The sequence below is a fragment of the Glutamicibacter sp. BW78 genome (assembly GCF_002332245.1).
GTDB classification, from domain to species: domain Bacteria; phylum Actinomycetota; class Actinomycetes; order Actinomycetales; family Micrococcaceae; genus Arthrobacter_H; species Arthrobacter_H rhombi_A.
Window position 1 is genome coordinate 44,679 of record NZ_NRGU01000029.1, and the last position, 14,504, is coordinate 59,182.

The following is a 14,504-nucleotide window of genomic DNA, read 5'->3' on the forward strand; positions in this document are numbered from 1 at the left end:
CATCATGACCACTTCGCGCACCGACAGCACACCCTCACCCACTGACGCCGAGGACTCGACGCCCCCGGCGCCTGAACCCACTCCGCTGACGGAGCCCCGCGAGGGAGTTCCCCCGGTCGTCAACACCGACGCCGGTTTACTGCGTGCCGCACGCACCCTGGCTGCCGGCAGCGGACCGGTGGCCGTGGACGCCGAACGGGCTTCGGGTTTCCGCTACGGTCAACGCGCCTTCCTGGTTCAGCTCCGCCGCCGCGGGGCTGGCACATGGTTGATCGACCCGGTCCCGTTCAACGACCTGCTCCCCATCAATGAGGCCCTGCACGGTGTGGAGTGGATTCTGCATGCTGCCACCCAGGACCTGCCATGTTTGGGCGAACTCGGCATGCACCCGGATGCCCTCTTCGATACGGAACTGGCTGGGCGCATCGCCGGCCTGCCCCGCGTCGGTCTCGGACCGGTCGTGGAGTCCCTGCTCGGACTGAGGTTGGCCAAGGAACATTCAGCAGCCGACTGGTCGACCCGGCCGCTGCCCGAGCCGTGGCTCAGGTATGCGGCCCTCGACGTCGAAGTTCTCGACGAGCTGCGTATTGCGTTGGCCGAACTGCTGCAGGAATCGGGCAAACTCGGCTTCGCCGCCGAGGAGTTCGAGGCCATCCGCACGGCTCCGACGCCCGCGCCCCGCGTCGACCCGTGGCGCCGCACCTCGGGACTGCATCAATTACGCGATCGCCGTCAACTCGCCGCCGTTCAGGCCCTGTGGTACGAGCGGGAATCGCTCGCGGAGAACCGAGATGTCGCCCCCGGGCGGCTGATTCCCGATGCCGCCCTGATCGCCGCGGCCAAGGCCATGCCGACCACCGTCCCGCAAATGCTCAAGACCCCCGGCTTCCACGGCCGGGCGGCGAGCAAGGAGGCGCCCCGTTGGCTGCGTTGCCTGCAGTCAGCCCGCCAGGCCGAGGAACTGCCTCCCATGCACATCCCCACATCGGCGCCGCCGCCGGCCCGCACCTGGCCGGAGAAGGACGAGGCCGCGGCCCGCCGGTTGAACACCGCCAAGCCCCGGGTCGCCCGGCGAGCCGAGCAGCTGCAGATGCCCACCGAGAACCTGCTCACCCCCGATACGCTGCGTCGAGTGGCCTGGCGTCCACCGGAAGAAGTCACCCCGGAAACCGTCGCGACCGCGCTGGCCGACCTCGGAGCCCGCCCCTGGCAGATCCGCGAAACCGCCCCGATCATCACGGTTGCGTTCCTGGACCCTGAACCGCTGCCTGAGAAGCGGACATCCAAGCCAGCGTGACCTGAGCGAGAGCTCTCCGACGATAGGTACCTCGCCCCGGCGACACAGCGGTCCCCCGACGTCTTGCACCTCTAGTTACTCACCGGTAACATATGGAGTGGATCACATTCATTCCACGCAAGGAGTCACCCCCAGTGAGCCCAACAACCGCACGCGCGCTGCCGCGCAACCGGCAGGTCCGCGACGTCGTGTTCGTCGACGGCGTCCGCACCCCCTTCGGCAAGGCCGGAGAGAAGGGTATTTACCACGGCACCCGCGCCGATGACTTGGTGGTCAAGTGCATCCGCGACCTTCTGCGCCGCAACCCCGAGGTTCCCGCGGAGCGTATCGACGAGGTCGCTATCGCCGCAACCACCCAGACCGGCGACCAGGGCCTCACCATCGGGCGCACCGCCGCCTTGCTGGCCGGGCTGCCGCAATCCGTGCCCGGCTTCGCCATCGACAGGATGTGTGCCGGTGCGATGACCGCGGTGACCACTACCGCTTCTTCCATCGCCTTCGGCGCCTATGACGTCGTCGTCGCCGGTGGTGTCGAACATATGGGCAACCACCCCATGGGCGCCGACGCCGACCCGAACCCCCGTTTCGTTTCCGAGCGCCTCGTGGACCCTGCGGCACTGAACATGGGCAACACGGCCGAGAATCTACACGACCGCTTCCCAGCCATCACCAAGGAGCGTGCCGACCGATACGCCCTGGCCAGCCAGACCAAACTGGCTGCCGCGTATGAAGCCGGAAACATCCAACCCGATCTGGTCCCCGTGGCCGCACGCCGTCCGGGTGAAGGCTGGGCCCTGAACACGACCGACGAACCACCGCGCCCCGGCACCACGCTCGAGGATCTCGAATCCCTGCGCACCCCCTTCCGCGCCCACGGTCACGTCACCGCAGGCAACGCAGCGGGACTGAACGACGGCGCCACCGCCGCCCTGCTGACCTCCTCCGAGGCAGCCGAGGAATTGGGGCTGGACCCCAAGATGCGCCTGGTTGGTTACGCCTTCGCCGGCGTCGAGCCGCAGGTGATGGGCATCGGCCCCGTGCCCGCCACGGAAAAGGCCCTGGCCCAGGCAGGTCTGTCCATCGAGGACATCGGACTCTTTGAGATCAATGAGGCCTTCGCCGTTCAGGTCCTGTCCTTCTTGGACCATTACGGCATCGCCGACGACGATCCCCGGGTCAACCGTTATGGTGGGGCCATCGCTGTCGGACACCCACTGGCTTCCTCGGGTGTTCGTCTGATGAACCAGCTCGCCCGGCAATTCGAGGCCGACCCTTCCGTGCGTTACGGCCTGACCACCATGTGCGTCGGGTTGGGCATGGGCGGCACCGTCATCTGGGAAAACCCCCACCACGCCGACTACGGGAAGGACGCCTAAGACATGGCTACCCAGGATTTTGACCGCTTCGAGGAACTTGCCGCGCAGGTCCCCGACGAAATCATCACCCACACCCTGGTCTCAGACGTCACGCTAGCGTCGGGAGCAAAACTCGCGCTGCTGACCCTGGACAACGGGCTGGACCACAGCAAACCGACCACGTTGGGCCCGAGTACCCTCATCGAATTCGGGCGCGAACTCAACCGCCAACACGAACGAGCCGCTGCCGGGCAGATCCAGGCCCTCGCCGTCACCGGCAAACCCCATTTCCTCGTCGCCGGCGCGGATCTGACGACGGTGAAAACCCTGAAGAAGTCCTCCAGCGGGGCGCTGATGGCCGAGCTCGGTCATGCCGCCTACGATCTGCTGGCCGATCTCGGGGTGCCGACCTTCGCCTTCATCAACGGCGTCGCCCTCGGCGGAGGCTTGGAAGTCGCGCTGGCCGCGAACTACCGCACCGTCTCCTCCGGTGCCAACGGCCTGGGTCTGCCGGAGGCCTTCATCGGTCTGGTCCCCGGCTGGGGCGGCGTCTACCGCCTGCCGCGTCTGATCGGCCCGGAAGCCGCCACGACGGTGATGATCGAGAACCCGTTGAACAACAACCGTTCGTTGGCCGGCCCCGCCGCCTTCAAGCTGGGCATCGCCGATGCCCTGTTCGAGCCGGCCGATTTCGTCGAGCAGTCCCTGGCCTGGGCGGATACCGTCCTGACAGGTGCCGAGGTTTCTCGGCCGAACGCCGTGGATCCGGCCACCGACCCGGCCGTGGCAGAACGTTGGGATGCTGCGGTCGCCAAGGGCCGAGCCTTCGTCGAAGCCAAGACCGCCGGTGCCGCCCCGGCGCCGGGCAAGGTCCTGGATGTCTTCGAGGCCGGCAAGACGATCAGCCAGGCCGAATCGGCACGACTCGAATGCGCTGCCCTCGTCGAACTGATGCAGACCCCGCAGTTCCACGACACCGTCTACTCCTTCTTGGATCTGGTGCAGAAACGGGCCAAACGCCCGGCAGGCGCCCCCGACCGCAAGCTCGCCCGCCCGGTCACCAAGATCGGTGTCGTTGGTGCCGGGCTCATGGCTGGACAGTTCGCGCTGCTCTTCGCCAGAATGCTGAAGGTCCCGGTCGTGATCACCGATATCGATCAGGGTCGGGTGGACAAGGGCCTGTCCTATATCCACGGCGAGGTCGATAAGCTGCTGGCCAAGAAGCGGATCTCCGCAGATGCGGCCAATCGCACGAAGGGTCTGGTCACCGGTTCGGTTTCCAAGGAGGCCTTCGCCGACGCCGATCTGGTCATCGAGGCCGTCTTCGAGGAGCTTCAGGTCAAGAAGCAGGTCTTCGCCGAGGTGGAGGCCGTCGTCTCCTCCGAATGCATCCTGGCCACCAACACCTCCTCCTTATCGGTGACGGAGATGGCGGCGGACCTGTTGCACCCCGAACGGGTGGTTGGCTTCCACTTCTTCAACCCGGTGGCAGCGATGCCGCTGATCGAGATCGTCAGGGCCCCCAAAACCGACGACGTCGTTCTGGCCACCGCCTTCGCCGTGGCCAAGGATCTGCGCAAGACGGCGGTCCTGGTCAAGGATGCGGCGGCCTTCGTGGTCAACCGCGTCCTGCTGCGTCTCATGGGCGAGGTCTCCAATGCTTTCGACGACGGCACCCCCGCCGAGGTCGCAGACAACGCGTTGCGCCCCCTGGGCCTGCCCATGAGCCCCTTCACGCTCCTGGCCATGGTCGGGATCCCCGTCGCCCAGCACGTCATGGAGTCCCTGCATGAGGCCTTCGGCGACCGATTCCGCGTCTCGGCAAACCAGCAGGCGCTGATCGACAACGGGCTGAAGTCGGTCTGGGTCCAGAACGAGGACGGAAGCCGGTCCATCCCGGAGTCGACTCTCGAGCTGCTCAGCTTCGGGTCGACGCCGAGCACCTCGCAGGAGTTGTTGGTGCGCACCCAGGACGCGCTGGCCGAAGAGATCGGTCTGATGCTCGACGAGGGCGTCGTTGCCGGCCCCGAGGATATCGACCTGTGCATGATCCTGGGTGCCGGATGGCCGATGCATCTGGGCGGCATCACCCCGTATCTGGACCGTGTCGGAGCCTCCGAACGGATGCGGGGCGCCCGCTTCCACGCGGAGTGATCCACCACTTCATGTGAGTTGCCCGACATGACGGCGATGCCCCCTTCCCGGGGCATCGCCGTCCTGCGTGGTCATGAAAGAATCACGGTATGAGCACCTCAGCACAACCGTGTCGCCGTCTGGTCCTGGGATCCACGCTTGCCCTCGGGGCGGGCACGACGCTCGCCGCCTGCGGGGACGGGTCCTCAGCGGCGCCCCAGAACACCTCACAGCCTGTGCCGGAACCTACCGGTACCCCACTGACGGTCGCTCCTGTCGCGGACCTTCCCGTGGGTGCCATGGTGAACGTCGATGCCGAAGCCACCGGCGAAACGTATCTGCTCTACCGCAAGGACGATGAGACGGTTCTGGCCTATACCGCCGTCTGCACACATGCCGGGTGCCGGGTGGGTCCGGGCGAGGCCGATTTCATCTGTCCCTGCCACGAATCGCATTTCAACCCAGATGACGGTACGGCCACCGGTGGCCCCGCCCGCGAGGCACTGACCCGTTATGCGGCAGAAATCACCGATGGAAAGATCGTGCTCTACCCCTAGTCCGCCCGGGGGTTTCCTGCCGATTCGCCCAGGTGCCACAATGGATTCATGGAACAGTTCACAGCGCAGACCACCGGACGTCGGACCGTTCTGGGAGGTTCATTGGTTCTGGGGACCGGCGCCGCCTTGGCGGCCTGCGGCGGCGGCTCCTCCGTTGAGGAAGTCCCCGAACCCAGCGGCGAAGCCACGAAAGCGACGACCACCGACGAGTTGGCCGTCGGCGAGAGCGCCTCGGTGGCCGTCAGCGGTGACACGTACTTGCTCTGGCGCAAGGACGAGACCACGGTTCTGGCCTATACGGCGGTTTGTACCCATCAGGGGTGCACGGTGGGCGTGACGAAAAAGGACTTCAAGTGCCCCTGCCATGGCTCGGAATTCTCCCATGATGACGGATCGGCAGTGGTCGGCCCCGCCTCTAAACCGCTGGCCCGTTTTGCCGCGGAGATCAAGGGCAAGGACGTCCTGATCTACCTCTAGTCCACCCCGGTCCCGTGGTCAGGGGCGGGTACCGTGGAGCAGGAAGCGGGCGGTGGATTCTTGTAGCCCGGCGATGGACTCCCAGGCCGCGGATCCGGCCTCATCCGCGACCCGAAGCGAATACGCTCCTCCCCATTCGCTGGCCAGAATCGCCCCGTCGACCAACCAATGGCTGGCCGCGCGTTGGTCATCGTCGAAACGGTCATACCGCAGCGTCGGTCCGCCGGTAAGAGGTGCCGATACGTATTCAGGTGGCTGCTGGTCCGCGACGGCCACCATCTTCGTTTGCTGCACCTGCCCGTCATCGTCGTGGATGCTCCGCCATGACGCCTCCAACAGGCCGCGTCCGATGAGGTTCTGCAAGACGAGGAACTCCCCGTACCCCGGGACCGTGCCCGCCGGGGCTTGCCGGCTCACTCCCGTGGGCAGTTCACGCCCGTCGAGGGCGGTCAGAGATTCTGCTGTGACCACCGGCAGGCTGCCGGTGTGGGTCCAGTTGGCCGGATTATGCAACAGGACCGGTTCATCCATCCCACTGGAATGGAACCAGCTCAGATCCCAGTCGGGGCCGGGCACGAAGCGGATCCGTGACTCGGCCAGATAGTCCCCCGATTCGTCCTCGATGGCGATGCGGGTCAACAGCACCGAATCTTGCCAGACGCGATGCAGGGCACCGACGCGTTGGCCGCCCACCCAGAACGTTTCCCAGCGCTCGAAGTCCGGCAGTGTGTTCAGTTCCTCTGCTGATTCGCTCATGAGGTCCCCTCCTAGAAGAGAGCGACTTTCGGCTCACGAGGGAAAATACGGTCCAGTTCGATCAGGTCGTCGGCGGTGGGCTTCCAGGCTGCTGCTGCGGCATTCTGGCGGACTTGTTCCACCCGGGTGGCTCCGGCAATGACGCTGGAAACCGGTGCCTGGGCTGCCAGCCAGGAGAAGGCCACCTGCACCGGTGTCAGGTGCCGGGCCGCAGCAAAATCGGCGAGTTCGGCCAGCTGGTCGAAATCGGCCCTCTCCAACAGGTTTTGCCGCGAGTGGCTCAGCCGGCTGCCCGTGGGCGCCTGTCCGGTCGTGTACTTGCCGGTCAGTAGACCGTTGGCCAACGGGAAGTAGGGCAACACACCCAACCCGTAGGCGTTTGAGGCCGGGAGGACCTCGAGTTCGGCCCGACGGTCCAATAAGTTGTAGTGGTTCTGGCTGGAAATGAATCGGGTGTAGCCGCCGGCGCGGGCGGTGAATTCGGCTTCGGCGATCTGCCAACCGGCCCGGTTGGAGTGACCGATGTAGCGGACTTTTCCGGAGGCCACGAGGTCATCGAGGGCGGCCAACGTCTCATCGATCGGGGTCAGGTCGTCGGGGGTGTGGAACTGGTAGAGGTCGATGTAATCGGTCCCCAGCCGGCCCAGCGAGGCCTCCACCGACTGCATGATGTACTTGCGGGAACCGCGGGCACCGAAATCCCGTCCGTTGGCTCCCCCGGCGTCCATGCCGAACTTCGTGGCCACCACCACGTCTTCCCGCCGTCTGCCCAGGGCCTTGCCCAGGCGGGTCTCCGAGAGTCCGGGTTCACGCCCGTACGTGTCGGCGGTGTCGAACAGGGTGATCCCGGCGTCCAACGCCGCGTGAACGATCGCGTTGGTCCCCTCCTGTGATTCCGTGGCGGTACCGCTGCGGCCCAGATTATTACACCCCAAGCCCACGACGGAGACGCTCAGCCCCGAGCGGCCCAGACGGCGGTATTCCATATCTGGAGGTGTTTCGGCGGTCGCGGTACGGGTCGAATTGCCGGAGGAGCTCACGGGGTACGTCCTTTCAAAAGACGGGTCGGGACTGGGCCGGATCAGGCCACGGAGAACGGAATCTTGGGCGGCATCGGATACTTCTGTTTGGCCGCCTCCGGGGCGTCGTGGGGTGCCACACCGATGGAAAGTTTGGTGAAGTCGAGTTTGGCCTGCCGAATGCACGTGGTGATCGCGGTGACCGCCTTGCCTGGCTCCGGGGAGAGGATGCGGATATTGAGTTTACGAGGGGCAAAGTCGCTCGACTCCACCGTGCCCAGACCGCGCCAGGCCAGATGGCCGCGCAGCGCTTCCATCGCCTTATCGCGCAAGTATTCGTCGCGCTGGGTTCCTTCGGTGGTCTTCAACGCATATTGGGCAATCACCCACGACTGGTCGGCCCCGGTCAGTTGAGCAAACCCGTCCGTGGCGCACTGGTCGGCGAAGGCCTCCATCAGACCCGCCCCCCGTTCGGCATCGACGTCGACGGCTTCCTTGGTGGTGGACAAATTTCCGACGGTGCCGTGGTTGACCACGAACTGGCCGGCTTCCTCGCCCTCGCCCTGCTCGAACCAGGCCTCACGGAATTGCAGGACCCCGTCGTCGTCGCGGCGGTAGGTGCGCTGGATCGGCATGCGATTCTCCTCGGTTCGGGCCTGTGCTCATGCTGTGGTTCGGCGCCCCCGCTTCGGTGGCGGCGCGTCGACGCATCTAGCCTACTGCCTGTGCCAGCAGCCGGCGTCCGCGCTCGAACCAGGCGTCGGCGCACACCCCGAACGGTTCCTTCAGGGTCTTCACGCCCACCAGCAACTCCTGGGCGGCGGCACGCATCCGCTCTGCCAGTTCTTCGGGGTAGCCCATGGACAGGGCATGCTCCTCGAATTCGTCCTCGTCGTCGAGGTAGATGCCCCGGCGCGTGGAACGGACCACGTCCAAGTCCATATCAATGGAGTTGAATTCCCACCCGACGGGCTTCAGCGCTTGCCAGCCCAGATTCCGGGAGACATCGATATAGAGCCGGAAGTGACCGGGATGGGAGTCGTCGTAAAACGTGGCGACCCAATCGGCTGCGTGGGGAAACAGGCAAATGGCATCCGACTCCGCGGCGAAGGCAGCGCCGGGTCGGGCCACCAGCGAACCTGCCGGTTGGATGACCCAGTGCCCGTGTTCGTCGGCCCCCAGGTACCTGCCGGGGACGACCCAATGCGGCCAGCCATCATGTTTCCACGCCCGGGCGATCACCACGTCACCTACGGAAATGTCACCGGGGGCTGCAGCCAACGATTCTAGCCGCCTCATAGGCGGGGTATCTGGCCGGTGGGGGCATCCTGGCCGGGTAGCGGCCGGGCGAAGGGGACCTTGGTTCCCAGCACCTGGGCCAGGGTGTCCTGGGTGATCTGGTTGGCGGTCAGGCCAACCCGCTCCAGGATCTGGTTCCGAGAACCGTGTTTGAGGAACTGCGTCGGCAGGCCCACTTCGTTCAGTGCCGTATCGACCCCTGCGGCACGCATTTCCTGGCGGATCCGCGAGCCGACGGCGCCGGCCTTCACGCCGTCCTCGATGCAGACCACGATCCGGTGGCGCGCCGCCAAGGAGATGATGGATCGGGCGACCGGAAGGACCCAACGCGGATCCACCACCGTGGAACTCACCCCCTGGGCCTCGAGCCGTTCTGCGACTTCCAGGCTCAATCCGGCCATGGAACCGACGGCGACGACGAGGACATCCCGCTCTCCTTCGCCGTGCCGCGCCAGCACGTCCACGCCGTCGTCGAGACGTTCAATGGCTTCCAGTTCCTGACCGACACTGCCCTTGGAGAAGCGCAGGACGGTCGGGGCATCGTTGATGGCTACGGCTTCGCGCAATTCCTCGCGCAGCCGGGTGGCGTCCCGGGGCGCCGCCAAGGAGAGTCCGGGAACCGATTGCAGCAGTGCCATATCCCACATGCCATGGTGGCTGGGCCCGTCGGGGCCGGTGACTCCTGCCCGGTCCAGCACGACGGTCACTCCGGCGCGGTGCAGGGCAACGTCCATGAGCAGCTGGTCGAAGGCCCGGTTCAGGAACGTCGCGTATAGCGCCACGACGGGGTGCAGTCCACCGAAGGCCATGCCGGCGGCGCTGGTCAACGCATGCTGTTCGGCGATACCGACGTCGATGACCCGTTCGGGGTGGCGGGCGGCCATCGTGGACAGCCCGACCGGGATGAGCATGGCTCCGGTGACGGCGACGATGTCTCGGCGTTCGTCGGCGATCTCGGCAATCTCTTCGCCGAAGACCGAGGTCCAGGACTGGGCTCCGGGCCGGGAGACGGGTTCGCCGGTTTCGGGGTCGATGACCCCCACCGAATGCATCTGGTCGTTCGGGTCGGCCAGGGCGGGACCGTAGCCACGCCCCTTCTCGGTGAGCGTATGCACGATCACCGGGCCCTCGTACTGCCGAGCCTGCTGCAGGGCCTCTTCCACGGCCTCCTGGTTGTGTCCGTCGATCGGGCCGATGTACTTCATGCCCAGATCCTCGAACAGCCCCTGCGGGGCCCACCAGTCCTTCATGCCCTTCTTGGTGGCGTGCAGCGACTTATAGGCAAAACGGCTCACGGCGCCGCCTTGCTGGAGTCGGTCCTTCCACCAGTTCAGGGTGTCTTCGTAGACGGGGTGGGTCCTGACCTTATCCAGGGTGCGTTGGCGCAGGGCGCCCAACTGGTCGGCCAGACCGCCGACGGTGGGGGCGTAGGACCGGCCATTATCGTTGACCACGATCACGACCCGGCGATCCTTATCGGCGGCGATGTTGTTCACGGCCTCCCAGGCCATGCCGCCGGTCAGGGCTCCGTCCCCGACGACGGCGACGACGTAGCGGTCCCCTTCCCCGGAAAGCTTCCGGGCCCGGGAGATGCCCTCGGCCCAGGATAGCGAACTGGAGGCATGCGAGGACTCGACGATGTCGTGGACCGATTCGGAGCGTTCGGGGTAGCCGGCGAGCCCGTCCTGTTGGCGCAGCGTGGAGAAGTCCTGCCGCCCGGTCAGCAGCTTATGAACGTAGGACTGGTGTCCTGTATCGAAAACGATGGAATCACGCGGGGAATCGAAGACCCGGTGGATCCCCAACGTGAGCTCCACGACCCCCAGATTCGGGCCCAGATGTCCTCCGGTACGGGAGACGTTGGCAATCAGGAAGGCCCGGATCTCCTCCGCCAATTGCTGAAGCTGTTGCGCACCCAGACCACGCAAATCGCGCGGCTCATGGATGGTCTCGAGCAATCCCATGCCGGTTCGTCCTTTCGCAGCCGGAAACATCATTCCATCGTACTGCGCACGGCGACGGGTTCTCGACCCGGCACCGCTTGCGCGGACTCAGGCAAACCGAGGAAAGTGGCGGCGGCGTCATGCCCGGTGACCTGCAGCGACCAGTCGGGCCGCCGCAGCAGCTCGGAGGTCAGCCGCACTCGTTGTACCTCCTGGGCGGAGTCGCCCCACATCCGCCGGGTCACCCCGTTGTCCTCATAGCCCACCGCGCGGGAGACCCCCAACGAGGAGAGGTTCCAGCTGGCGGCGTCGGATTCGGCCACCTGGGCACCGAGGTGGTCGAAGGCATAGAGCACGACGGCGGTGCGCATCTCCGTACCGATGCCCCGTCCTTGGGCCGAACGAGTCAACCAGGAGCCGGTGGTGACCAGTCGCATCCGGGCGAAATCCTGCCCCAGCAGATCCTGCATCCCCACCAGTTCGCCTTCATGCCAGACCCCGAAGGACAGCGTCCAGTCCCCGGGCTGCGTCTGGGCGCGGGTCCGCCACACATGGCGGGCCATGTTCGCCGGCAGCTCGGCATCGGGGACGTCGGTCCAGGGATGGGAGAAGGGGCTGCGCCCGGGCTCGTGGATGCCGCTGAGCCCGGCAGCTTGGAAGGCCGGCAGGTCCTCGTCGGTGACCGCCCGCAGCTCCAGGCGCGGAGTGGACAGGTGCAGGCCGAAGAGCGGCCACGAGTCGGTCAGTGCGTCCATCTCCAAATCCTATAACCCCCGCCGCGCCAGCCGGGCCCGGGCACGCAAAAGGGCGGGCCACCCGGTATCCCGGATGGCCCGCCCCGTCTGCGGTGGATCTGCCGTTAGCTGCCGGAGATCTGACGCAGCACGTACTGCAGGATGCCGCCGTTGCGGTAGTAGTCGGCCTCACCGGGGGTATCGATGCGCAGCACGGCATCGAAGGACTGGGTGGAGCCGTCTTGCGCGGTGGCGGTGACCTTCAGCGTGGAGGGGGTGGTCCCCTCGTTGAGTTCGGTCACCCCGGCGATCGAGAAGGACTCGGTGCCGTCCAGCCCCAGGGTCGAGGTGGACTCGCCCTCGGGGAACTGAAGCGGCAGCACGCCCATCCCGATGAGGTTCGAGCGGTGGATCCGCTCGTAGCTCTCGGCCAGGACGGCCTTGACGCCCAACAGTGCGGTGCCCTTGGCGGCCCAGTCACGTGAGGAGCCTGAACCGTATTCCTTGCCGGCCAGCACGACCAGCGGGGTCCCTTCGGCTTCGTAGTTCGTCGCCGCGTCGAAGACCGTGTTCTGTGGTCCGCCGTCCTGGGTGAAGTCGCGGGTGAAGCCACCCTCGATGTTGTCCAGGAGCTGGTTGCGGATGCGGATGTTCGCGAACGTACCGCGGATCATGACCTCGTGGTTGCCACGACGGGAGCCGTAGGAGTTGAAGTCCTTACGATCCACGCCATTGGCCAGCAGGTACTGTCCCGCCGGGGAATCGGACTTGAACGAGCCGGCCGGGGAGATGTGGTCGGTGGTGACCGAATCGCCCAGCTTCAGCAGCACGCGGGCACCGTCGATGTCGGAGACCGGCTCCGGCTGTGCCTTCATGCCATCGAAGTATGGGGGCTTGCGCACGTAGGTGGAATCCTCGGCCCACTCGAAGGTGTTGCCAGCCGGGGTATCCAGCGCCTTCCAGCGGTCGTCTCCGTCGAAGACACCCTCGTAGCCCTTGGCGAACATGTCCTTGTCGATGGAGGCGTCCATGACCTGCTGGACCTCGACGGGGTTCGGCCAGATGTCCTTGAGGAAGACGTCGGTTCCGGCATCGTCCTGGCCCAGGGGTTCGGCCTCGAAGTCGAAGTCCATGGTCCCGGCCAGGGCGTAGGCGATGACCAGCGGCGGGGAGGCCAGGTAGTTCATCTTCACGTCCGGGTTGATCCGGCCCTCGAAGTTGCGGTTACCCGACAGGACCGAGGTGACGGAGAGGTCGTTGGCCTGGATGGCCTCGGAGATCTCCGCTTCCAATGGGCCTGAGTTGCCGATGCAGGTCGTGCAGCCGTAGCCGACGATGTAGAAGCCGAGCTTCTCCAGGTACGGGCTCAGGCCGGACTTCTCGTAGTAGTCGGTGACGACCTTGGAGCCGGGGGCGACGGAGGTCTTGACCCACGGCTTCGAGGCCAGGCCCTTGTCCACGGCGTTGCGGGCCAGCAGGGCTGCTGCGAGCATCACCGAGGGGTTGGACGTGTTGGTGCACGAGGTGATGGAGGCGATGGAGACGATGCCGTGGTCCAGCGAGAATTCGCGGCCATCGGCGGTCTTCACGTCCACGGACTTCGAGGGACGGCCCACGTTGCGATCGTCGGCGTCACCGGCGGCGTAGTTGTGGATGTCCTTGCGGAACTGCTCCTTCGCGCTGGTCAGCTCGATGCGATCCTGAGGACGCTTCGGGCCGGCGATGGAGGGAACCACGGTGGACAGGTCCAGCTCGAGGTACTCGGAGAAACGCAGTTCCTTCGACGGGTCGTGCCAGAGGCCCTGTTCCTTGGTGTACGCCTCCACGAGGGCGACGTTCTCTTCGGAGCGGCCGGTCAGGCGCAGGTAGTCCAGGGTCACATCGTCGATGGGGAACATGGCTGCGGTGGAGCCGAACTCCGGGGACATGTTGCCGATCGTGGCGCGGTTGGCCAGCGGCACCTGGGCGACGCCTTCGCCGTAGAACTCGACGAATTTGCCGACCACGCCGTGCTGGCGCAGCTGTTCGGTGATCGTGAGAACGACGTCGGTCGCGGTGGCACCTGCGGGGATGGAGCCGGCGAGCTTGAAGCCCACCACCCGCGGGATCAGCATGGAGACGGGCTGGCCGAGCATGGCCGCCTCGGCCTCGATGCCGCCGACGCCCCAGCCCAGCACACCCAGGCCATTGACCATGGTGGTGTGCGAGTCGGTGCCGACACAGGAGTCGGGGTAGGCGCGCAGCTTGCCATCGACTTCGCGGGTCATGACCGTGCGGGCCAGGTACTCGATATTGACCTGGTGCACGATGCCGGTGCCCGGGGGGACGACCTTGAAGTCATCGAACGCCGTCTGGCCCCAACGCAGGAACTGGTACCGCTCGCCATTGCGCTGGTACTCGATCTCCATATTGCGTTCGATGGCGTCCTTATTACCGAACACGTCGATCTGGACGGAGTGGTCGATCACCATTTCCGCGGGAGCCAGCGGGTTCACCCGGGTCGGGTCACCGCCCAGGTCCTCGACGGCTTCACGCATGGTGGCCAGGTCGACAACACACGGCACGCCGGTGAAGTCCTGCATCAGCACGCGGGCCGGAGTGAACTGGATCTCCGTGCTCGGCTGGGCGTTCTGATCCCATTGGGCCAGCGCACGAACGTGGTCGGCAGTGATGTTCTTGCCGTCCTCGGTCCGAAGCAGGTTCTCCAGAAGGATCTTAAGGCTGTACGGAAGGCTGTCGCTGCCCTCGACCGCGTTCAGCCGGAAAATTTCATATTCGTTGCCTTGGACGTCCAATACGCCCTTGGCACCAAAGCTGTCCACATTACTCACTGGGACTCCTCTCGCCAGACTTTCATCTTTGTTGCACGCACGGGCATCCCGCCAGTAAGGCGAACCTAACCGGCCGGGAGGCACGTTGGGATTGCGGCAGAGC

Annotated in this window: 12 protein-coding genes; 5 read left to right on the plus strand and 7 right to left on the minus strand. The window is 65.9% G+C overall.

The window, feature by feature from the left end; translation table 11 throughout:
- The first annotated feature begins 4 nt into the window (after positions 1–4).
- From CIK75_RS04010 to CIK75_RS04030, 5 genes are all read left to right on the plus strand, one after another.
- Positions 5–1,297, plus strand: coding sequence for an HRDC domain-containing protein (locus CIK75_RS04010; protein ID WP_086999919.1), 1,293 nt, complete (start codon positions 5–7; stop codon positions 1,295–1,297).
- Between the two features lie 134 nt (positions 1,298–1,431).
- Positions 1,432–2,673, plus strand: a complete 1,242-nt coding sequence (locus CIK75_RS04015) for a thiolase family protein (protein ID WP_086999917.1) — start codon at positions 1,432–1,434, stop codon at positions 2,671–2,673.
- 3 nt (positions 2,674–2,676) lie between these two features.
- Positions 2,677–4,806: a 3-hydroxyacyl-CoA dehydrogenase NAD-binding domain-containing protein gene (locus CIK75_RS04020; RefSeq protein ID WP_086999915.1), complete on the plus strand. Its 2,130-nt coding sequence runs from the start codon at positions 2,677–2,679 to the stop codon at positions 4,804–4,806.
- Between the two features lie 89 nt (positions 4,807–4,895).
- Positions 4,896–5,342, plus strand: a complete 447-nt coding sequence (locus CIK75_RS04025; RefSeq protein ID WP_086999913.1) for a Rieske (2Fe-2S) protein — start codon at positions 4,896–4,898, stop codon at positions 5,340–5,342.
- A gap of 48 nt (positions 5,343–5,390) precedes the next feature.
- Positions 5,391–5,819, plus strand: coding sequence for a Rieske (2Fe-2S) protein (locus tag CIK75_RS04030; protein WP_086999911.1), 429 nt, complete (start codon positions 5,391–5,393; stop codon positions 5,817–5,819).
- Between the two features lie 18 nt (positions 5,820–5,837).
- On the opposite strand, the gene CIK75_RS04035 is transcribed toward CIK75_RS04030, so the two are convergent.
- The 7 genes from CIK75_RS04035 to acnA all read right to left on the minus strand — a co-directional run bounded on the left by CIK75_RS04035 (position 5,838) and on the right by acnA (position 14,401).
- Positions 5,838–6,575 (minus strand): hypothetical protein, encoded by a 738-nt coding sequence (locus CIK75_RS04035; RefSeq protein ID WP_086999909.1) that lies wholly within the window; start codon positions 6,573–6,575, stop codon positions 5,838–5,840.
- Between the two features lie 11 nt (positions 6,576–6,586).
- Complete coding sequence (locus CIK75_RS04040) at positions 6,587–7,561, minus strand: aldo/keto reductase (protein ID WP_087000068.1); 975 nt, start codon at positions 7,559–7,561, stop codon at positions 6,587–6,589.
- A 95-nt stretch (positions 7,562–7,656) separates the two neighbouring features.
- Positions 7,657–8,229, minus strand: coding sequence for a hypothetical protein (locus tag CIK75_RS04045; protein ID WP_086999907.1), 573 nt, complete (start codon positions 8,227–8,229; stop codon positions 7,657–7,659).
- A 76-nt stretch (positions 8,230–8,305) separates the two neighbouring features.
- The gene (locus tag CIK75_RS04050; RefSeq protein WP_086999905.1) at positions 8,306–8,893 is read right to left on the minus strand and encodes a DUF402 domain-containing protein; all 588 of its coding nucleotides are present in this window, start codon (positions 8,891–8,893) and stop codon (positions 8,306–8,308) included.
- On the minus strand, positions 8,890–10,857 hold the full coding sequence (dxs, locus tag CIK75_RS04055) for a 1-deoxy-D-xylulose-5-phosphate synthase (protein ID WP_087000066.1): 1,968 nt from the start codon (positions 10,855–10,857) through the stop codon (positions 8,890–8,892). The genes CIK75_RS04050 and dxs overlap by 4 nt, the downstream gene beginning before the upstream one ends.
- A gap of 29 nt (positions 10,858–10,886) precedes the next feature.
- Positions 10,887–11,591, minus strand: a complete 705-nt coding sequence (locus CIK75_RS04060) for a GNAT family protein (RefSeq protein ID WP_086999903.1) — start codon at positions 11,589–11,591, stop codon at positions 10,887–10,889.
- A 104-nt stretch (positions 11,592–11,695) separates the two neighbouring features.
- Positions 11,696–14,401, minus strand: coding sequence for an aconitate hydratase AcnA (gene acnA, locus CIK75_RS04065; protein ID WP_086999901.1), 2,706 nt, complete (start codon positions 14,399–14,401; stop codon positions 11,696–11,698).
- Between the last annotated feature and the right edge of the window lie 103 nt (positions 14,402–14,504).